The sequence below is a fragment of the Pontiella sulfatireligans genome, from assembly GCF_900890705.1.
Lineage (GTDB): Bacteria > Verrucomicrobiota > Kiritimatiellia > Kiritimatiellales > Pontiellaceae > Pontiella > Pontiella sulfatireligans.
This window is the reverse complement of record NZ_CAAHFH010000001.1, coordinates 1,783,389-1,804,328: the sequence shown is the minus strand read 5'-3', so window position 1 is coordinate 1,804,328 and position 20,940 is coordinate 1,783,389. Positions and strand designations below refer to the sequence as shown.

Here is a 20,940-nt window from a genome sequence, read left to right as displayed (position 1 = left end):
CGTGGCCATAACTCTGCATGATTTAAAGCTAGAAGCCTTTGGGCGGAATGACGGGGCCGGTTTTGCTTAACCATTCATCTACAGCCTTGGCCAGCTCAGCGGTTTTTTCAGGATGTTGCTCCGAGATCTCGGTCAGGTTGTCGGGATCGTTGAGGTCGTCGAACAGCAGGTTGTGGCCTTCGCCGCGGATCAGGCGGTAGCGGCCGTCGGAAACGGCCACGTAGCTTTCCACCTCGCCGAACGCCAGCTTGCGTTCGTAGGTTCCCTTGCCGGTCAGCAGGGGAAGCAGGCTTTCGCCAAGATTGATTTTACGTTCGTCGAATTGCGATCCGTCGGCCAGCTCCAGCGCGGTGGGAATTACATCCATCAATTCGACCGGAGTTTTTACGACCGTGTTTTGTTTAAATCCCTTGGGCCACGAAACCAGCAGCGAGGGGGTGGTGATCTGGCGGAAGAGGGTGCCTTTGTGGATGCGTTCGTGGTCGCCCATCATGATGCCGTGGTCGGAGAAGAAAACCACCACGGTATTTTCGAGCATGTTGTTTTTCTTGAGGTTTTCCAGAACGCGGCCGACCTGCCGGTCCATGAAGGTGGTGGCCGCGCAGTAGTCCGCCTGGGTTTCCTTCATGTCTGTCTTAACGCGTTTTGTGTCCTTAACCAGTTTTTCGGGGGGCGTGAAATTTGCTTTCTGGACGCCCGGCATGTCGTCGGCTGAAAAGGTGTGGTATTTATCGGCGACGTCATGCGGCCCGTGGGGCAGGGAATAGTTGATCCACAGGAAGAATGGTTTTTTCGCCTTGTAGCCATCAAGGAAATCCAGCGTGGCTTTGGTGAAGAACCCGTCCAGATAGGCGTCTTCCGCCAAGGTGGAGTTTCGTTTGTTCTCACTATCGGCGACTAAGGTTTCGAACAGGCCTTCTTCCTGCAGGAAATTGAAATACCAGTCGTCAATCGCGCCGCCTTTCTTGGCTTTTCCAAGCAGCACGGCGCGGCCGGCGGTGTGCTGCGAATGATCAAACCCCAAATCGGGGCCGAGCCCCCCCTTTGTGCCGGCATAGCCCTTGATATGGCTCTTGCCGATATAGGATGTGAAATAGCCGGCTTTCTGCAAGGCTTGAGGGAACATCCAGGTTCCCTTTGGAAAAGAACCCATTTGGCCGTTGCGGTAGAAGCCCATGCTGTGGGGATACAGTCCGGAAATCAGGGAGTTGCGCGACGGCCCGCACATCATGCCTTGGCACATGGCGTTTTTAAAATAGGTGCCCGACTGTGCAATACGGTCGATGTTGGGCGTTTCCAGCAGTTTTTTTTCTGCAAGACCGGAATATTTGTAGTTGAGGTCGTCGACTTCGATAAAAACAATATTGGGCTTTTGATGCGCTGGTCTGGCGACTGAGTATGAGGTTGTTCCTCCGAGGCATACGCATGCCGTCGCTATGAGCTGTAGTATTTTCATGTGGGTTGCCTTATGGTTATTGGTAGAACAGAGATATATCAAAAAGACAAAATATGGCAAGGTGATATCATGGGCATATTTGGCGACGAACCGGTATTGCGTTGGTGTTGATATATGTGAGATATATGGTGTTGTTTTTGTGAGGCAAAAGTGTTGTTGGAGTGTAGGAGCGGAGTGGTACGGATGAAATTTATGAGAATAATGTGCGTGGCTGTTGTGCTGGGAGCGGCATGCGCGAGCGGTGCGACGCGGGAGGTTCTGGAGTTTAATGCGGGATGGCGGTTTCATCTGGGCGATGCCGCGGGGTTTGAGGCCTCCGGTTTTAACGATTCCAAGTGGACTTCCGTGCGCTTGCCTCACGACTTCAGTATTGGACTCCCCCGCGATTTCGATGACAGCAGCCTGAAGGATGGCGCTTATTTCCAGACGGGCATCGGCTGCTACCGAAAGGAGTTCAAGGTTCCGGAAGCCTGGCTTTCCAAGGCGGTAACCATCGATTTTGACGGAATCTATGAAAACGGCGAGATTTGGATCAACGGCCATTCATTGGGAAAGCGGCCCTACGGCTATGTCCCGGTGTGGCACGAGATTTCAGGTTTTTTGAAGGCGGGCAAAAACGTCGTTGCCGTACGCGCCGATAATTCGAACCAACCCAATTCGCGCTGGTACACCGGTTCGGGTATTTACCGCAAGGCGACGCTGACCGTGGCGAACAAAACCCACGTGGCCTATCACGGGGTTCGGATCGAAACCAAGCCCGAGGGGGCGAACGGCTGCAGGCTGGATGTTGCAGTCGAGGTGCAGCATGGCGTGCCGGGCATGGCTTTGGAGTTCAGCGTGGCGGCCCAGGATGGAACTGTTGTTGCCACGGAGATTGCCGCTGCGGATGGAACGGCTTCTGTGCTGTTGAAGAACCCGGTGCGCTGGTCGCCGGAAACGCCGCACCTCTACACGTTGGAAACGCGTTTGAAGGTTGCAGGAAAGGTGGTGGATGAGCACATGGAAATCTTTGGCGTGCGCGACTTCCGCATGGATCCAAAAGAGGGCCTTTTTCTAAACGGGAAATCGATCAAGCTAAAGGGTGTCTGCCTGCATCACGACGCCGGATCGGTTGGGTCGGCGTTTTACCGCCCCATATGGAAGCGCCGCCTGCGGCTGCTCAAGGAGGCGGGGTGCAACGCCATCCGCACCTCGCACAATATTGCGGCGCGCGAGCTGATCGAACTGTGCGATGAAATGGGAATGATCGTGCTCGAAGAGGCGTTTGATGGGTTGCGCATGCAGAAGCGCGAACAGGACTATCACCTCTATTTCGACGAATGGTGGCGCGAAGACCTGAAGAACATGATCCTGCGCGACCGTAACAGCCCGTCCGTTGTGATGTGGAGCATCGGCAACGAAATCAAGGAGAAGGGCGATGCCGAAAACGGCCCGCCGCTGGTTCGGGCGATGGTGGAGGAAGTCCATCGGCTCGATCCCACGCGCCCGGCGACGTGCGGCAACAACTTTATTTTTGCGGCCAACAAGGCTGGCGTTTCGCAGGAGCTGGACGTGGTGGGCTACAACGACGGCGGCGGGAGCGTTTGGGAATATGCCAACGACAAGGCCGCCTATCCGGATCGTTTGATCTATGGCTCGGAGGTGCCGCATACCTTTGCCACGCGGGGCATGTACAAGACGACGACCCGCGTGAAAAAGGCAAAGAAGGACGCGGAGCTTTCGGGCAGCACCAAGGACAAGGGCGAGTGGGTGCCCAACCTGGCGAAAAAGGAGCTGTGGCCGGAAAACAAGAAGTATGCGAGTTCCTACGACAACGACTATACGCGGATCAGCGTCCGGGGTTCGTGGAAGCTGACGCGGGACCTGCCTTTCATGATCGGGGAATTCCGCTGGACGGGGATCGACTATATCGGCGAATCGGGCAACCGCACCAACAACGACTTTGGCGTGCTCGATCTGTGCGGCTTCAAGAAGGATCCCTACTATTTGCTGCAGAGCCTTTGGACGACGGAACCCATGGTGCATTTGCTGCCGCATTGGACGCACACGTTCAAAAAGGGCACGGTTATTCCGGTCTGGGCCTATTCCAACTGCGACGAAGTGGAGCTGTTCCTGAATGGCAAGTCGCTAGGGCGGCAGACGATGGATCCGGATGTGCTCCGCATCGAATGGAAGGTTCCCTATGCGCCCGGCAAGCTGGAGGCGCGGGCCTATCGCGCAGGCAAACCGGAGGCAGCGACCGTGCGGGTAACCGCGGGCAGGCCCGCCTGCGTGGTTCTGACCGCCGACAAAACCGCGATGACGGCCAGCGGATCGGATGTCGTGCATATCCGTGCTGAGATTCAAGACGGGCAAGGCAACATTTGCCCAACGGCGATGAATCTTGTTGAATTTAAGGTGAAAGGTGTTGGAACCATGTTGGGCGTCGATAATGGCGATCCGTATCTGGAGCACTCTTTTGTCGGAGAACACATGCCGGCTTTCAACGGGCTTTGCCAATTGTTGGTAAAGTCGACGGATGAGGCCGGACGCATTGAAATCACGGCAACGGCGGATGGCTTGAAGTCCGGCAGCATGATTATTCTTTCAGCGCCATCGGCGGATTAGGAGCAGGAGATTATGAATCGAAAAAACTTTATGGCATCATTGGGGCTCGGCAGCGGCATGTTGGCGTTGCCAGCGGCATGGGCGAAAAAACCGGCGAAGCAACCCAACGTCGTGATTCTGCTTACGGATGACCAGGGCTTCGGGGATCTTTCGGCGCACGGCAACCCGGTGATTAAAACGCCGAACATGGACCGGCTCCACGACAGCTCGGTGCGGTTCAACAGCTTTCATGTGGATCCGACCTGTGCGCCGACGCGCAGCGCGCTGATGACGGGAAAATATTCGCATCACGTTCGGGTGTGGCACACCATTGCCGGCGGAAACAGTCTGCGCGAAACGGAACTGACGATGGCCGATGTGTTCAAGTCGTCGGGCTACAAGACCGCGATCTTCGGTAAGTGGCACCTGGGCGCCAACTTTCCCTATCGTCCGATGGACCGCGGCTTTGACGAATGGCAAGGGTCGGGAAATGGCGGGCCGGGAACCACGGACGACTATTTTACCAACGACCGCGTGAACGATCATTACTGGCGCAATGGCGAGCGCGAGTTTATTCCGGGCTACAACCCCTCCGTTTTCTACGACACCGCGGTGGAGTATGTGAAGCAACAAGCAAAAAGCCCCCAGCCGTTTTTCCTGTATGTCCCGACCTATGCGCCGCACGGGCCGCATTCGATTCCGGATCCTGAGCGAACAAAAAAATATCTGGATGCGGGGTATGGCAAGGCCGTGGCTTTTCATTATGCCATGATCGAACACATTGATCTGGGCATGGGGCGTCTGCTGGATACGTTGGAGCAAATGGGTGTGGCGAACGACACGATCGTGATCTTCATGACGGACAATGGCGCAACGGCAGGCCGTACGGTATTCAATGCCGGCATGCGCGCAGGAAAGGGCAGCGAATATGATGGCGGACACCGGGTGCCGTTCTTTTTCCGCTGGCCGAACGGCGGACTGGCGCATGGCCGCGATGTGCCCGACCTCAATGCCCATATCGATGTGCTCCCAACCTTGATCGACCTATGCGGACTCACCCCGTCTCGGAAGGTTGATTTTGATGGGCGCAGTTTTAAGGACCAGCTTTTTGCACCGGATAAGCTGCTTCCATCGCGCGTGGTTTGTGTGGAGAAGCAGCGAACGCTCGAGCCTGAAAAATGGAAGCGAGCCACTGCGATGCAGGGTCCGTGGCGCTTGGTGAACGACAAGGAACTCTACAATGTTGACAGCGATCCAGGGCAGCAAAACAACGTGATCGATCAACGCCCGGAGATGGCCGCGCAGCTCAAGCAGGGCTTTGAAAAATATTGGGAAACGGTGAGTCCGAATGATCGTGAATATGCCTATACCGTAATCGGTGCGCCACAGGATCCTGAAACGTTTTTGACGTCAGACGATTGGCGCGATCCTTTGTGGAATCATGGCACGGTCGCGCAGGGTAAAAAGAAAACAGGCGAATGGCATCTGACGGCAAACCAGGCCGGAACCTACCGGTTCGAGGTGCGCCGCTGGCCGCGCGAGGCGCATACGCCCATGTGCGGTACGCCGGTATTTGATGCGCCGGTGGATGCCTGGACAGAAAAGGGGCCCGTGAAAGGACCTCTATATGGCAACCAGTGCAAGGCGCTTCCGGTGGCTTCGGTGGAGGTCAAGGTCAACGACAAGGTGGTGGCCACGAGGAAGGTGTTGAAAACGGACGAGTGCGCAATCGTTAACATTCCGTTGTCAGCGGGGAAGGTAACAATGACGGCAACGCTGTTGGACTCCGGTGGAAAGCCGCTGAGTACCGCCTATTATGTGTATGTCCGCAAGGGCTGATCTTTGGGTTGTGCAGACCTGCGGCCTAAAATGACAGGAGACGTGAGATGATGAAACATATGGTTTTAGGGTTGGTCTTGGCCGCTGTGATGGCCGGATGCCAGAGCGTAGAGGCGAAGTTGACGCTTGATGAGGCACGGGCAAAGTTTGCGGCGGCTTCGTCTGAAGAGGCGACGAGTCCGTATCATCCCACGACCGATCCGGGGGCGCAGTGGTTTCCGGAAGCCGGGTTTGGTTTGTTCATGCATTGGGGCATGTATAGCGTCAATGAAAACCGCCCGTCCTGGGGCGTGCTGCACAACCGGTTTAAACAAAAAACGCCGCGCGATATCGGGCTGGATGAATACTATGCGCTGGCGAAAAAGTTTAATCCGCAGCGGTACAATCCGGACGAGTGGATGAAGCTCGCGAAGTCGCTGGGAATGACGTATGTCGTGCTGACCACCAAACATCACGACGGCTATTGCCTGTGGCCGAGCGCCTACGGGGATTATAACACCAAAAGCGGCGCAAACGGCCGCGACCTGCTGCGGGAATATGTCGATGCGGCCCGTCGGCATGGCCTGAAGGTCGGGTTTTATTATTCGCCGCGCGACTGGGGCTATAACAACCATCAGAGCGGATTTTTGGTTCCGATGCAGAAATTCGACCGCGATATCCCGGCGGAATTTCCCTATCCGGAATCGCAGAACAAAGAAGAATATTTGAAGTGGATCGACTTTACAGTGGGCCAGCTGAGCGAGCTGTTGACGCAATACGGGCCGATCGATGTGCTTTGGTTCGACGGGGCCACCTGGCAGGGGAAAGGCATCCCGAACAATGAATATGGAAATAAGATCCGCAACTGGATCTATTCCATCCAGCCCCAGATTCTGCTCAACCCGCGTTGGGGGGAAATCACGAATCCCGACTATGCCGTGAATGCCGGCGCTGAGGTGAAAAAAATTGCGCGGTCGGCAGGGGATTTCTATACCTTCGAATCAAACTGGAAACATATTACCGATCCACATCAGAATGCCGGGGTCTACGAGCCGATCTGGTTTGAATTCTGCGATATCTGGAAGGGGTGGAACTGGGGCTATGAAAAGGCGCAATCGGATCAGCCGGATTGGGCCAACATGCATCGGATTCTCGACCACCTCAGCACGCTGCGCGCGCTGGGCGGTAACTATTTGCTGAATATTGGCCCCAGCGGGGATGGCGAGTATCGGCCGGATGTGAAGGCCGAAGCCGCGGTTCTCAGCGCGTGGATCCAGCCGCGCAAGGCGGCGTTTTTCGGAATAACGCCGGTGAAGCAATGGGAAAAGATCAGCCCCGCTCCGCTGACCTGTTCGGAAAAGACCCTCTACGTCCATCTGACCGGTGAAAAGCTTGCCGTGCAGGAGGAGGTTCGCCTCGCCGTGGCGCAGGAGCCGGTGGCGGTTCGTGTGCTGGCCAAGCCGGATGCAAAAGTTGCATTCAAGAGTGACAACGGCGAGTTGCGCCTGACCCTTCCCGTGGCCACCCGCGACCCGCTCGGGGAAATCATTGAAATTCAGTTTAAAAATGACTGTTCCTTATGAAAAAATATGCGTGTTGATGGCCTTGTTGACCGGAGCGGCCTGTGCCGCAGTTCCGCCGTCGGGGATGGAATGGAATAATCCGGCCATTATTCAAGTCGGGGCCGAAGCCCCTCGTGCCACCTTCACACCGTATCCCGATCGCGCGGCGGCGCTGCGCGGCGGGCCGTCGGATCGGGTGTACAGCTTGAATGGCGACTGGAAGTTTGCCTGGGCACCGAATCCGAATGAGCGGCCGCTGGATTTCCAGGGGATGGAATTCGACGACTCCTGTTGGGGCACGCTGCCTGTTCCATCGAACTGGCAGCTGCACGGCCATGGCATTGCGTATAACATCAACACCGGGTTCGGTTTTGATTTTTCCGAACTGAAGGCGCCGGTCGAAGGAAATGAAATCGGCAGCTATCGGCATCGCTTTGATCTTCCGAAGGATTGGGACGGGAAAGAGGTTTCCCTCCACTTTGGCGGCGTGGGCTCGGCGTTCTATCTTTGGGTCAACGGGGAATACGTTGGCTACAGCCAGGGCAGCAAAACCCCGGCGGAATTCAATGTTTCAAGCCATCTGAAAGCGGGGGGCAACCTGATCGCCGCGCAGGTTTTCCGCTGGTCGGATGCCTCCCTGTTCGAAGATCAGGATACGTGGCGGCTCTCGGGTATTTTCCGGGGCGTCTATTTGTGGGCCGCCGATGCGACGCGCATAAAAACCTATGAGGTGAAGGCCTCGTTGTCCGATGATTTTAAAACCGGGTTGCTCGAGGTTGATGCAACCCTTTCCGGCCCCAAGGGGAAGGTGGCTTTTGAGCTGCTGGATGCGGACGATCAGGTGGTGGCCCGTTCGGATGGATCGTCCAATGTGTTTTCCTGCGAAATCCCCGGCATCAAACCGTGGTCGGCCGAACAACCCTATCTCTATCGCCTGTTGATCAGCCGGCTGGATGACACCGGAACGGTGCGCGAGGTCATTCCGCAAAACGTCGGCTTCCGTCGGGTCGAGATCAAGAATGGCCGCTTTTTGGTGAATGGCCGCGATGTGCTGATCAAGGGCGTGAACCGCCCCGAGCATGATCCGCGGACGGGGCAGGTGATAAGCCGGGAACTGCAGCTGAGCGATATGGCGCTCATGAAAAACCACAACATCAACGCCATCCGTACCGCGCATTATCCAAACACCCCGCTCTTCTATGATCTGTGCGATCAATATGGATTCTACGTCATGGACGAAGCCAATCTCGAAAATCATGGCATGCTTAAAGACCGGGAGCATTTTCGTCCCATCGCGGAGGATCCCCTGTGGCTGGAGCCGCAGCTCGACCGCGTTCGCTGCATGGTCGAGCGCGACATCAACCACCCGAGCATTGTGATCTGGTCGGTCGGCAACGAGTTTTTCTATGGCCCGCATACCATGGCGGTGTATGACTGGATCCACGCGCGCGATCCGTCGCGCCCGATCAACAGCGAGCCGGGGCAGTACCGAATCCGCGACGGCAAGGCCGACTTTGCTTCGCGGATGTATATGGAAATGCCGGAGCTGCAATCGCGCCTGGCGAGCAAGTCTGAACAACACGTTCCGATTATCCTGATTGAATATTGCCATGCTCAGGGGAACTCCTGCGGCGGACTGAAGGAATACTGGGATGTGTTCTATGCAGACAATCGGGCGCAGGGCGCCTTTGTCTGGGACTGGCGCGACCAGGGCATTATGCAGCCCGTTCCGGAAAAAGACCGCGCGGCGTATGGCCAGGATGAGTTTGCGGCCTACGGCCCCTATTTCGGCTCGCCGTCAGTCCCCGTCGGCAATGCCGCAAACATGGATGGCCTGGTGCTTTCGAGCGGCGCGGCCACGCCCGGGCTTCAGGCGCTGAAATATGTCCAGCGGTATATCCATGTCGCCCCCGTGGATTTGAGCAAGGGCGAATTCGCCATCAAGAACTGGTACGATTTTTCCCGCGCGGATGACAAGCAAAGCGGGTCTTGGAAAATTACCTGCAATGGAGAAGTCGTGGCCAACGGCGAGCTGGGCCCGCTTGATCTGGGACCCCGCGAAGAAAAGACCGTTGCGCTGGAGCTCCCCGCCATCCGTCCTGAGCCGGGCGCGGTTTATCATATTCTGTTCGAGTTCCGGGCAAAAGCGGATGCCATCCCCTTCGTTGAGGAAGGCACGGTGCTCGGATGGGATCAGTTTGAACTGCCCAACTCGGCGGAAGCTCCCCGGAAGGATCCCGCGGCGATGCCCAAGCTGGAAGCGCAGTTGAACGGCGATGCGCTTCAAATCCAGGCGGCGGGTGTTGCGCTCGTTTTTAACAAAACAAACGGAAAACTGACCTCCTATAAACTGGCCGGGAAAGAGCTCCTCAAAGCCGGGCCGCAACCCGACTTCTGGCGAGCACTTACCGATAACGACAGCGGCTGCGGTCTCGGCGGATGGGGGGAGCACAAAAAGCTGTACGCTTCCCATGTCTGGAAAGATGTCGCGGCCTCCTGGAAGGTGGATACAGTGGATATCGACCGGTCCGACCCGAAGCGCGTGGTGATTGCGGTGAAGGGATCGCTTTCGGTGGGCGCGCAGTATGCCATGCAATACACCGTCTATGGAAACGGCGAGATGGTCGTTGCATGCGATTTCGAATCCCAAAAGGAACTCCCGGCCTTGCCGCGGTTTGGAACCGAGTGGCAATTGGACGAATCGTTCGGCGAGATCAAATGGTTCGGGCGCGGGCCGTGGCCGACCTATGCCGACCGCCGGTTCGAACCGGTTGGCCGCTATCAATCCACGGTTGTGGACAATCGGGTTGATTATCACCGTCCGCAGGAAAACGGAAACAAGGTGGATGTAAAGTGGTTCGCGGTGCTGGACAAAAAATCCACCGGACTGGCCTTTGTCGGCGAGGCGCTGAGCGTGAACGCACAGGCCTATTCCAAGGCCGTCATGCAAAAGGCGCAGTTCCCCTGGCAGCTGAAACGCGACGGCCGAAACTATATCAATGTGGACCTGGCCCAGATGGGCGTCGGCGGCGACAACAGCTGGGGTGCGATCCCGCACGAGGAATACCTGCTGAAAGACAAGAGCTATCATTTGGAATATCGCGTGGTGCCGATCAGGGAACGAAGCGACCTGAATACTTTATTGTAAAGCCTGTCTTCCTTTTGGTCGGCTTGTTCCGTTGTCGTCGCTGCGCGCCAGCTTCTCTCGACAAGTTCTCGGGCGAAAGGATGACCGGATCAACAGGATTTCTTGGGAGGGAAAGAGGGCCGAGGATTTATTTCATCCCGCTCTTTCTGATATTCAAAAAACGGCTATAAACGACGCTTTAAATGGCGCGCCCGACGGTTTTGCTTAGGTGTTTTAAAAATGCCACGTCATTTTGTGAGCCCTCTTTCGCCTGTTGGCTCAGATTGTCGTCGGATCCAGTTTCTAAAAGGAGAATAGATATGCCATTTAAATCCTTAAAGGATAGGACTTGCACGGGGGAAGGGCGTCCATATAATTCCGCGTTCGTTAAATTAGGTGAAAATTATGGGAAAAACACTGTTTGAAAAAATCTGGGACAAGCATGTCGTCAAGGAACTTCCTGGCGGCGAGGTCCTGCTCTACATCGACCGTCATCTCGTTCATGAAGTAACGAGCCCGCAGGCGTTCGAAGGCCTTCGTCTGCAGAACCGCCCGGTTCGGCATCCGGAACTGACCTTCGCGACGACCGACCACAACGTACCGACCGACAGCCGCACCGAGATCACCGATCCGATTGCCAAGGCGCAGGTCGATGCGCTGGAGAAAAACTGCGCGGACTACGACATTACATTCTACGGCATGAAGTCGGAGAAGCAGGGCGTTGTACACATTATCGGCCCGGAACAGGGCATCACGCTGCCGGGTACCACGATTGTATGCGGCGACTCGCATACCGCGACCCACGGCGCCTTTGGTGCCATCTCCTTCGGGATCGGCACCTCGGAAGTGGAACACGTGCTCGCCACGCAGACGCTTCGTTCGACAAAACCGAAGCAGTACAAAGTGGAATACAAGGGCAAGATTCCGGCCGGCGTAACCGCCAAGGACCTCGTGCTTGAACTTTGCGGCCAAATCGGAACGGCGGGCGGCACGGGATGCGCGTTTGAATTCTGCGGCGAAGCCCTCGCGGACATCTCGATGGAAGGCCGTCTGACGATCTGCAACATGGCGATCGAAGCCGGCGCGCGCGCCGGACTGATTGCTCCGGACCAGGTCACCATCGACTATGTTACGGCCGAAGACCGCCCGTTTGCGCCGAAAGGCGAGCAACTGGCCGAATCGATTGAATATTGGAAAACGCTCTATACCGACGACGACGCCGTGTTCGACAAGGTGCTCGTGATCGACGTTGAAAAGCTTGAGCCGCAGGTGACCTGGGGCACCAGCCCCGGAATGGTGACCGGCATCAACGGTACCGTGCCGCAACTCGATGCTGTGGCGGAATACAGCCCCGAAGACGTGCGCGCCGCGCTCGACTACATGGGCCTTGAGCCGGGCATGAAGATGACCGATATCAAGATTGATACCGTCTTCATCGGCAGCTGCACCAACGGCCGGATCGAAGACCTCCGCGCCGCCGCCAAGATTATGGAAGGCAAGCAGGTGGCCGACGGATTGCGCGTGCTGGTGGTTCCGGGCTCTGAAAAGGTCCGCTACCAAGCTGAGGCCGAGCGCCTCGACCGCGTGTTCCACGACGCCGGCGCCGAGTGGCGCTATGCCGGATGCAGCATGTGCCTGGCGATGAACCCGGACAAGCTGAAGGACAAGGAGCGTTGCGCTTCGACCTCCAACCGAAACTTTGAAGGACGCCAAGGCCGTGGAGGCCGCACGCATCTCGTCAGCCCGGCCATGGCCGCCGCCGCCGCGATTGCCGGACATTTTGTTGATGTAAGGGAGCTGGACTAATGGATAAATTCGAAACATTTAAAGGCGTGGTTTGTGCGGTTGACCGCGCGAACATCGACACGGACGCATTGATCCCGAAAGAGCACTTGAAGTCGATCAAACGCACGGGCTTTGGCTCGGCGCTGTTTTCCGACTGGCGCTACAACGACGATGGATCGGACAATGCCGACTTCATTCTGAACCAGCCGAAGACGCAGGGCGCTTCCATTCTGGTTGGCCGCAACAACTTTGGCTGCGGCTCCAGCCGTGAGCACGCCGTGTGGGCGGTTGCCCAGCAAGGCTTCAGGGTTGTGATTGCGCCGCTCGAAGGCGACATCCCCGGCTTTGCCGACATCTTCCGCAACAACTGCGCGAAGAACGGCATCCTGACGGTTCAACTGAGCAGCACAGACGTTGACCGGATCTTTGAAATGAGCGAGGCCGACGAGGCGCTTGAGGCAACGGTCAACCTCGAGGAGCAAACGATATCCTTCAAGGATGTGGAGTTTGCTTTTGAAGTCGATCCGGCCGTGAAAGACAAACTGCTGCGGGGCTTGGACGATATTGCCGAGTCGCTCATGTTCGAAGGCGAAATTACGACCTTCGAGACAGAGCATAAAACACAGTTGCCGACGGCTTAGCCTTTCCTTTCCGAGGAAGAACGGCTACAAAGGAAAGCTTCCAGAGTCTGGAAGCTTTTTTTGTGTTTGAGCGAATGAAAAATTATCTGACAGCATCCATTTCTGCCTCCGCCATCCGGCATAATGTCGGCGTCTTGCGCAAGCACGTCGGCGACGGCGTCGAGCTGTGCCTGGTGGTCAAGGACGACTGCTACGGCCACGGCATGAACGTGCTGTATCCGTTGCTGGCCGAACTGGTGGACGGCTTTGCGGTGGCATCGCCCGTCGAGGCGCTGGAGCTTCGCCAGAAGGGCTATCACGGCTTTGTGCTCTGCTTCCTTTCGGCCTACTTCGACGATTTCGAGGTGCAGGACGAGCTGGTTTGGCAGGAGATCACGCAGACCGTAATGTCCAAGTCGGCGCTCGCTTCAATTCAGGAGGCGGCCCGGCGGGTGGGGAAGACTGCGCCGGTGCATTTAAAGGTGGACACCGGCATGGGGCGCATGGGCATCCCTGCCAAACAGGCGCCGGATCTGATCGAAGCAATCCGGGCATGCCCGGATGTTAGGTTGACGGGAATCTATACTCACTTTGCAACTGCCGACGAACAGGACCGGTCAGAAGTTTTTGAGCAGTTAACGCTGTTCAAGTCGATCCTGCCGCCGGACGGCAATCTGGTCTGCCACGCCGCCAATTCGGCGGCCATCATCGATTTTCCGGAAACGCATTTTAACATGGTGCGTCCCGGGCTGGCGGTCTACGGGTGCCATCCTTCCGAGTTTTTGAGCAACGACATTGGCTTGAAGCCGTGCATGTCGGTCAAGGCCAAGCTGATTGCGGTGAAGCATGTCCGGGAGGGGAGTCACTGCGGCTATGGGCTGTCGCACACATTTGACCGCGACAGCCGGGTCGGCATTGTGCCCATTGGCTACGGCGACGGCTATTTCCGCTGCCTTTCCGGCAAGGCCATCGTTCGGGTCAACGGGCAAGACGCGCCAGTATGTGGCCGCGTTTCGATGGATCAGATGACGGTGGACGTCACCGATATCCCGGATGTGCAGGTTGGCGACGATGTGGAAATTATTTCATCCGATTCAAGCGCGCCCAACAGCGTTGAAAACCTTGCGCGCTTGGCGGGAACCATTCCCTACGAAATCACCTGCCACCTCGGCCACAACATTATCCGCCACGTTTTGGTGGATTAGCCAAATGAGCTTTTGAACGTATCGAACGCATTTTTGAGGGCGTCGAGGTCTTGGCGCAGGTCAGCCACTTCCAGTTCCAATATTTCGATGCGCTCGCCTCGGGTCTGTCCCGTGGGCAGTTCGGTTGACGTATGCTCTTCCGGCAGCATTTCCTGCTCTTCCGGCGCACCGCCGAAGAGGTGCGCCCAGCGACGCTCGCGCTTGCCGGGTTCGCGGGGCAGCTGAACCACAAAGGGTCCGTCTTCTTCAGTTATCAATTCATGAAGGAGATCTTCCACCTCTTTGGAGTCGGCCAGCGAATGCAGGCGCGAGCAGTGGGCGCGCAGGTCGCCCGGGGTTTGCGGGCCGCGCACAAACAGTTCGCAGAGAATGGCTATTTGGGAGAGGGAGAAACTCCATTGGTCGGCCATATTGTGTTTGTATTTGGCAACCCGGCTTCCGGTGGAGGTCACCTCGATGGCGAGCTTGTGCTCCATGCGCAGTTCGTAGAGCGTATGCTCAACGGTGCTTTGTTCCAACTCCATTACGGGGAAGCGGTTCGACTTTTGGTTGCAGGCGCTTACCAAGGAGTTGAGCGTGAGCGGGTAGTGGTCCGGTGTGGCCATCTCCTTTTCGATGAGGCAGCCTAGCACGCGCAGTTCGACAGGGTTCAGTTCAATATCCATTGCAATTCTCCACGTTTAACAGGCTCATAACATAGCGGATCATGTAAAAAAAGTGAAGCGGAAGCCGTTGTTTAATGGACGCACTTTACTGATCAGCGGAATTTGCTAATCTCGGAGACTCTGTTTTATTACGCATTAAACAAGGAGCAGGCATGCAGGCACCGGAATGGAACCGACAGGACAAAGAGGGATCGTTGGAACAGTGGATCGGAATGCTGAACACCGAAGCGCGTCGGCAGTTTTTGGAGGACGGAACGCACGTTGAGATTTTCTTCATCTTTGGCGACGAGGGGCTGCTGGAGGTGGTTCCCATTGCCGGCATGGAAAAGGATGAGATTGTGCGGGAGTTGAAGAAGATGCTGGCCGAACGCAACGGCTACGCGTTCATCCACATCTCCGAGGGCACCATGCGGCACATGGACTCCGCCGATAAGGCCGACATGCTGCTGGTGCATGCTGAGAGCCGGAACGGGCTTGGCGTGGCCTATTGCAGCACCGTCGCCCTGCGCGGCGAGGAAAAGCTGCTGCTCGATGCCGTAAAGGTGGACGGCCAGAAACTGGAAGGCCGCTTTACCAATATTTTTCAGGACCTGTAGGTTGCCCTGTCGAGCGCCTTGACGCCGAGTTGCACCAACGAAGTGCCCAGCGGGAATCCACCTTCCTCGTTTTGGGCGAGGTAGTTTGCATCCAGCAGGGTTTCCGTGATGAGCAACGCGGTGGTGTGCGGGATCGAGAGCTGCGTCGCAATCTCCTTCAGTGGGCATCCGCCCTGCGTGTTGGAAACCAGCTCGAGCAACTCGCACGCTTTTTCGCGGTTTGGAATGTGGTATTTGTTTATTCGCCCATCGGGTTCATGTTTGGACAAAAAGTAAAATGTTTTGAATGCCCGGTTCGCAGTGGATGGTTGGGCGTGGGTTACAGGGATGTGCGGTAGGAGCCGGGCGACATGCCGGTGATTTGCTTGAATACGCGGCTGAAATAGGCGCGGTTGGGGAAGCCCGTAAGTTCGGCGATTTCGTCGATGCCGTATTCGTTTTGTTTCAGTAGATGGCTGGCTTTGCGGATGCGGATCTGGCTGATGTAGTTTGTTGGGCTGGCGCCGAGATGGTTGCGGAACATCCGGTAAATGCCTTCAACACTGATGCCTGCCAGCTTCGCCAGTTCTTCGTTTGGGATTTTCCGGCCGGCGTTTTCATCGATGTGGCGGATGAGCATGGTCAGCTGAACCGGCAGCGCCGGTCGCCAGCGGATCTCGGGGCGGGAAACGAGGACGTTTAGCAGAGCCAGGCTAAGGCGGCGAATCCGTTCGGCGGGGACTGAGTTTTCTTGCATCAACGGGCGGATGGAGTTTATCAGGCCAAGTTCGGCTTTCCCCGGCTTCAACAGAATGGGGATGGGCTGGTCGGAGGCGGGTTTCTGGTCGAAGCTGAAGTGGACCCAGAACGCCGGTGTGGGGCGCTGCCCCAGGCAGTGGAACAGCTGGTGGTCGGGGATCAGCACAATATGGTCGGGGCCCAGCTCATAAAAGGCATCTCCGAAAACAATGCAGTGCGAGCGCTCAGCATTATAGTAGACCCGCCAGAACGGGCTAAGCACGCTCGGAAAGTTCCAGTGGCTGTTGGCCCGGTCGTAACCGGTTTCGTGCAGCACCAGCCCTGTGCGGTCAGCCTGTACGCCCAGCGGATCAAATTCCAGCCCCAGCCCGGAGAAGGGATGCTCGTAGGCTCCTGGCCTCGGAATGATTTTGACAGAATTAGACATAAGTTTTCCAGAACCGGATATAGACATATCTTCCCCGTTTCGTGAAGCTGAATCACCGTCTTATCCAGGGCTCACTATGCCGTCAGATGAAAGAATATGAATTAGGAGATGAAATGAGGTCCATCTTAGCTCTACTGTTTGCCACGGCCTGCAGCGTCCATGCATTGGAAAAAGAAAAAGGGCCGTTTACGGCCGATTGGGAATCACTGAAGCAGTATCGTTGCCCGGAATGGTTCCAAGATGCCAAGTTTGGAATCTATGCCCACTGGGGCGTTTATTCCGTGGCGAAGGCGCCCGGAAACACCGACTGGTATGGCCGCAACATGTACCGTGAAGGCCATCCCAACAATGTGTTCCACCAAAAAAACTACGGCGCGTTGGATCAGTTTGGCTATAAAGATTTTGTGCCGATGTTCACGGCGGCAAAGTTTAATGCCGACGAATGGGCGGACTTGTTCGTGGAAGCCGGGGTGCAGTTTGCCGGACCCGTCGGCGAGCACGCCGACGGCTTTTCGATGTGGGACTCGAACGTGAATTCGTGGAACGCGGCCGACATGGGGCCGAAGCGCGATATTGTTGCCGAGCTGGAAGCGGCGGTTCGCAAGCGCGGGTTGAAATTCATGGTCAGCATGCACCACTCGTGGCTGTGGGGTTGGTTCCCGACTTGGCAGGAAGGAACCGATTGCGCGGATCCGGCCAATGCATCCCTCTATGGCCCCAAGCTGCCGGCCACTTCCCGAGGGATAAAGGCGGCGAACAGACCAAAGGCTTGCAACCCGATGCCGAGCGCCGAATTTGAGCAGGTGTGGCTGGAAAAGGTAAAGGAAGTGGTCGATGGATATTCCCCCGATTTGCTTTGGTTCGACAACCGCGTGGAGATTCTATCCGAGAATGTCCGGCAGCAGATGGTGGCGCATTATTACAACCACGCCGCTTCCAAAAACAAGGAAGCCGTTCTAACCTTTAAGAGGCCGGATCTGCCGCTGGGCGTCGGCACCATCGACCTGGAACGGGCTCGCATGCCGGATATCTATCCCGATCCGTGGCTGACCGACACTTCGGTCTCGTGTGCATCGTGGTCGTGGGCATCCGACCTCGAATGCTACACCACCGACCGGCTCGTCGATGATCTGGTGGATATTGTCAGCAAGAATGGCTGCCTGCTTTTAAACATTGCGCCGCATCCCGACGGCTCCATTCCTGAAGAGCAACAGGAGCGGTTGCGGGGCATTGGAAAATGGCTGAAGCTCAATGGCGACGCCATCTATGGAAGCCGCCCGTGGCTGGTTTACGGCGAAGGCCCTACAGAAACCAAGGTGGGCCATATGGCCGATAAGGACTTTGATGGCTTTGGGGATGAGGATATCCGCTTCACAACCTGCAACGGGCAGCTTTATGCCATTGCATTGGGATGGCCGGGGTCGGGCGTTCTGCCGATTCAATCGTTGAGTCTCTCCTGCTACAACGGGGATGTGAAAGGCGTTGAGCTGGTCGGCTATAAAGGCAAGTTGAAGTGGGAGCAGACTGAAACGGCGTTGGAGATCAAACTGCCAAGAAAGAAGCCCTGCGAACACGCATTTGTTTTCAAAATAAACCGATAGAGAAGGGGAATAAGATGAACCACATTGAACGTTTCATTGCGACGATTGAGCGCAGGCCGGTGGATCGGCCGGCAACTTGGCTGGGGCTTCCAACCACAGCGGCGTATGAAGGCTTGTTTAGTTATTTCGGGGTCAGCAATGTTCTGGAGTTGAGCCTGAAGCTCGACGATGACGTGCTGCCGATTGAAATGCCATATCACTCGCCTTCGGCCGACGCGATCCACATGGCGCTCGATTTTTCCAGCCATGGGAAACTGGAGAACGAAGAGCGCACGCTCGGGGAAACCGGGTTTTTCCAAGGGGTGGAAGATCCCGCGCGCATCAATGATTTTGATTGGCCGGGCCCAGCAAAATATGTCGATAAGGACGAGTGCCGGAAACTGGTGAACGAGCTTCCGGACGACCGCGCGATTATGGGAATTCTCTGGTCGTCGCATTTTCAGGACACGTGCGCCGCCTTCGGCATGGAGGAGGCGATGATGATGATGTACGACGCGCCGGACATGTTTAAGGCCGTCATCAACCGTTGCACCGATTTTTACTACGAGGCCAACAAGATTTTTTACGAAGCGGTGGGCGACCGGATTCATGCAGTGCTGATCGGCAACGACATGGGCAGTCAGAATGGCCTGATGGTATCGCCGGAGCTGCTGCGCGAATTCGTGGCGCCGTGCAACCGGCGGCTGGTCGAGCAGGCAAAGTCGTACGGGCTGAAAGTGGTTTACCACTCGTGCGGCGCCGTGGCGGACATTATCCCGGATTTGATCGACTGCGGGGTGGATGTGGTTCATCCGATTCAAGCGTTGGCTGCCGGGATGGAGCCGCAGGGTTTGAAGGACAAGTATGGCGATGGGGTTTCCTTCTGCGGCGGCGTGGATGCGCAGCATTTGCTGGTGAATGGATCGCCGGAAGAGGTGGAGGCCAAGGTGAAGGAACTGCGGGAAATCTTCCCGACAGGGCTCATCATTTCACCAAGCCACGAGGCGATTCTTCCGGATATCCCGCCGGCCAACATTGAAGCGATGCTTCGTGCCGCCAAATAGTGCTGCTGATCTCTATTCCGTTCTACATCTTCCAAATGCCGGAACCGGCATGCCTCAGTTTGGAAAGAAGGCGAAGTTCCAACTCGGTTTTGAGCGCTTCCCAGTTTGGGAGTTTGGACTTCTGCAGGGCGTAAAGCGGCCCTCTCTGTTTCGAACCAGCCTCGTTTCGTATGTCGAACGTATTACTGTAGAGTTGATGTAACCATGCCTGTCCGGTTGACACAGGTTGATGTTTCAGCACAAAATATCACATGTCAAATTACCCACGAACATTGCTTGAATCCCAAACCCTTTTCCCAGATGAGGCAGCCTGCTTACGCTATTTAGAACATACCAGGTGGCCAGAAGGATTCGAATGCCCTTCTTGTAATCAGAAGGAAATCCCATGGCGCCACAAGACTCGACCTCGTATTTTAGAATGTCGAAAGTGCAGTCATCAGGTAAGTCTCACTGCTGGAACAATTATGCACCGAACACGGCAACCCCTCCAGGTTTGGTTTTGGGCTGCATATTTGACGACAACACAAACACCTGGACTGAGTGCCTTGCAGTTCCAGCGGCAACTTGGCATCAAACGATATGAAACTGCACTCCTCATTCTCCACAAAATACGGGCTGCCATGGTGCGCCCCGATCGAGATCAAATTGGTGTCGAATGGCCAGTTGAAGTGGACGAAACGTATGTCGGAGGTAAAACACAGGGAGAGGGAAAAGGTCGACACCATAAATCGCTTGTTCTTGGAATGGTGGAGGTTATACCTCGAAATAAAGTGACCGAGCCTGATTCCAATATCCCATCAGGGCAACGTCCACAACATCAGGGAGGGCATGGGCACGGATTTATTGCGGGAAGATTGCGCCTTGAGCTTATACCTAACCGAAAACAGGAAACATTGGAGGCGATAGTTTCAGCCAATGTTAGCAAAAAAGCCGAAGTAAGAACCGATGGGTGGGTTGGCTATAATGGTCTGAATAAACTGAAATATAACCATAAGGCGGTAGCTATCTGTAGTGATCAAGTGAAGACAGATCAGCATCTGCCCATGAACCATATTGTGTTTGGAAATCTTGATGCGTGGCTTTTGGGAACCCACCATGGCGTGAGTTCAGCACACTTGCAGGGCTATCTCAATGAATACGTGTTCCGGTTCAACCGAAGATACTGGCCCATGGTGGGTTTTGAGAGTGTGTTAAAAATTGCCGTCCAAGCGAAACCGGAAACCGAACAAAAATTTTATGAAAATGCGCGCATACGTTCGCATTCATCAAACATGTTTTAACCGGATAGGCATGGACTGTAGATTAAAGTTGCCCGGCCGTTGTCTAACGATGCCACCGGCGGCGATTGTTTTGCCGAATGCATTTTTCGACGGTGCGGTTATGCAGCGCACGCCGAGGACATATTCCTCCTCGTCCATAACATAGCCGAGCTTGCGGGTTTGCTCGATGCTGGTCAGCACCTCCGCGACGGAGGAGTCGGTGTTTTTAGTGTGCGGGGTGCATTCGAGCGCTTTGCAGAATTCGGACGGCTCGGGAATGCTGAAGGCGAGGAACACCTTTCCGGTTGAGGAGCAGTGTAGTTCGACCAAGGTCGCCCTGCGTGTAGGAAACCAGCTCCAGTACCTCGCACGCTTTTCCAAGGATTGGAATGTGGTATTTGTTTATTGGTCCAGTGTTCATATTTGGATAATGGCGATTTATATGAATGTGT

At 56.0% G+C, this 20,940-nt stretch carries 16 protein-coding genes; 11 read left to right on the top strand and 5 right to left on the bottom strand.

Annotated features, from left to right (window positions below):
* Positions 1–28 precede the first annotated feature (28 nt).
* Positions 29–1,456, bottom strand: coding sequence for a sulfatase family protein (locus tag SCARR_RS06145; protein WP_168433049.1), 1,428 nt, complete (start codon positions 1,454–1,456; stop codon positions 29–31).
* Positions 1,457–1,648: 192 nt separating this feature from the next.
* Here SCARR_RS06145 and SCARR_RS06140 point away from each other — a divergent pair, with 192 nt between their 5' ends.
* The 7 genes from SCARR_RS06140 (at position 1,649) to alr (ending at position 14,159) form a co-directional block, all read left to right on the top strand.
* Complete coding sequence (locus SCARR_RS06140) at positions 1,649–4,063, top strand: DUF4982 domain-containing protein (RefSeq protein WP_168433048.1); 2,415 nt, start codon at positions 1,649–1,651, stop codon at positions 4,061–4,063.
* A gap of 12 nt (positions 4,064–4,075) precedes the next feature.
* Complete coding sequence (locus SCARR_RS06135) at positions 4,076–5,881, top strand: arylsulfatase (RefSeq protein ID WP_222846196.1); 1,806 nt, start codon at positions 4,076–4,078, stop codon at positions 5,879–5,881.
* A gap of 47 nt (positions 5,882–5,928) precedes the next feature.
* Entirely contained in the window at positions 5,929–7,443 is a 1,515-nt protein-coding gene (locus SCARR_RS06130) for an alpha-L-fucosidase (protein WP_136060622.1), read from the top strand.
* Positions 7,409–10,570, top strand: coding sequence for a glycoside hydrolase family 2 TIM barrel-domain containing protein (locus SCARR_RS06125; RefSeq protein WP_136060621.1), 3,162 nt, complete (start codon positions 7,409–7,411; stop codon positions 10,568–10,570). Before SCARR_RS06130 ends, SCARR_RS06125 begins: the two co-directional genes overlap by 35 nt.
* 384 nt (positions 10,571–10,954) lie before the next feature.
* Complete coding sequence (gene leuC / locus SCARR_RS06120) at positions 10,955–12,355, top strand: 3-isopropylmalate dehydratase large subunit (protein ID WP_168433047.1); 1,401 nt, start codon at positions 10,955–10,957, stop codon at positions 12,353–12,355.
* Complete coding sequence (gene leuD, locus SCARR_RS06115) at positions 12,355–12,975, top strand: 3-isopropylmalate dehydratase small subunit (RefSeq protein WP_136060620.1); 621 nt, start codon at positions 12,355–12,357, stop codon at positions 12,973–12,975. Before leuC ends, leuD begins: the two co-directional genes overlap by 1 nt.
* Positions 12,976–13,049: 74 nt before the next feature.
* Entirely contained in the window at positions 13,050–14,159 is a 1,110-nt protein-coding gene (gene alr, locus SCARR_RS06110) for an alanine racemase (RefSeq protein ID WP_136060619.1), read from the top strand.
* Here the strand turns inward: alr and SCARR_RS06105 are convergent.
* Positions 14,156–14,824 (bottom strand): YceH family protein, encoded by a 669-nt coding sequence (locus SCARR_RS06105; protein ID WP_136060618.1) that lies wholly within the window; start codon positions 14,822–14,824, stop codon positions 14,156–14,158. The genes alr and SCARR_RS06105 overlap by 4 nt on opposite strands.
* A 152-nt stretch (positions 14,825–14,976) precedes the next feature.
* On the opposite strand from SCARR_RS06105, the gene SCARR_RS06100 reads away from it, so the two are divergent.
* Entirely contained in the window at positions 14,977–15,420 is a 444-nt protein-coding gene (locus tag SCARR_RS06100; RefSeq protein ID WP_136060617.1) for a hypothetical protein, read from the top strand.
* On the opposite strand, the gene SCARR_RS28050 is transcribed toward SCARR_RS06100, so the two are convergent.
* Positions 15,408–15,689: a helix-turn-helix domain-containing protein gene (locus SCARR_RS28050; RefSeq protein ID WP_168433046.1), complete on the bottom strand. Its 282-nt coding sequence runs from the start codon at positions 15,687–15,689 to the stop codon at positions 15,408–15,410. The genes SCARR_RS06100 and SCARR_RS28050 overlap by 13 nt on opposite strands.
* 50 nt (positions 15,690–15,739) lie before the next feature.
* Positions 15,740–16,585: a helix-turn-helix domain-containing protein gene (locus SCARR_RS06090; protein ID WP_168433045.1), complete on the bottom strand. Its 846-nt coding sequence runs from the start codon at positions 16,583–16,585 to the stop codon at positions 15,740–15,742.
* Between the two features lie 113 nt (positions 16,586–16,698).
* Here SCARR_RS06090 and SCARR_RS06085 point away from each other — a divergent pair, with 113 nt between their 5' ends.
* From SCARR_RS06085 to SCARR_RS06075, 3 genes are all read left to right on the top strand, one after another.
* Complete coding sequence (locus SCARR_RS06085) at positions 16,699–18,186, top strand: alpha-L-fucosidase (RefSeq protein WP_136060614.1); 1,488 nt, start codon at positions 16,699–16,701, stop codon at positions 18,184–18,186.
* 14 nt (positions 18,187–18,200) lie between these two features.
* Positions 18,201–19,229, top strand: a complete 1,029-nt coding sequence (locus tag SCARR_RS06080; RefSeq protein ID WP_136060613.1) for a uroporphyrinogen decarboxylase family protein — start codon at positions 18,201–18,203, stop codon at positions 19,227–19,229.
* Positions 19,230–19,480: 251 nt separating this feature from the next.
* Positions 19,481–20,509, top strand: a complete 1,029-nt coding sequence (locus SCARR_RS06075) for an IS1595 family transposase (protein ID WP_136060612.1) — start codon at positions 19,481–19,483, stop codon at positions 20,507–20,509.
* Here the strand turns inward: SCARR_RS06075 and SCARR_RS06070 are convergent.
* On the bottom strand, positions 20,495–20,818 hold the full coding sequence (locus tag SCARR_RS06070; RefSeq protein ID WP_168433044.1) for an IclR family transcriptional regulator C-terminal domain-containing protein: 324 nt from the start codon (positions 20,816–20,818) through the stop codon (positions 20,495–20,497). The genes SCARR_RS06075 and SCARR_RS06070 overlap by 15 nt on opposite strands.
* Positions 20,819–20,940 lie beyond the last annotated feature (122 nt).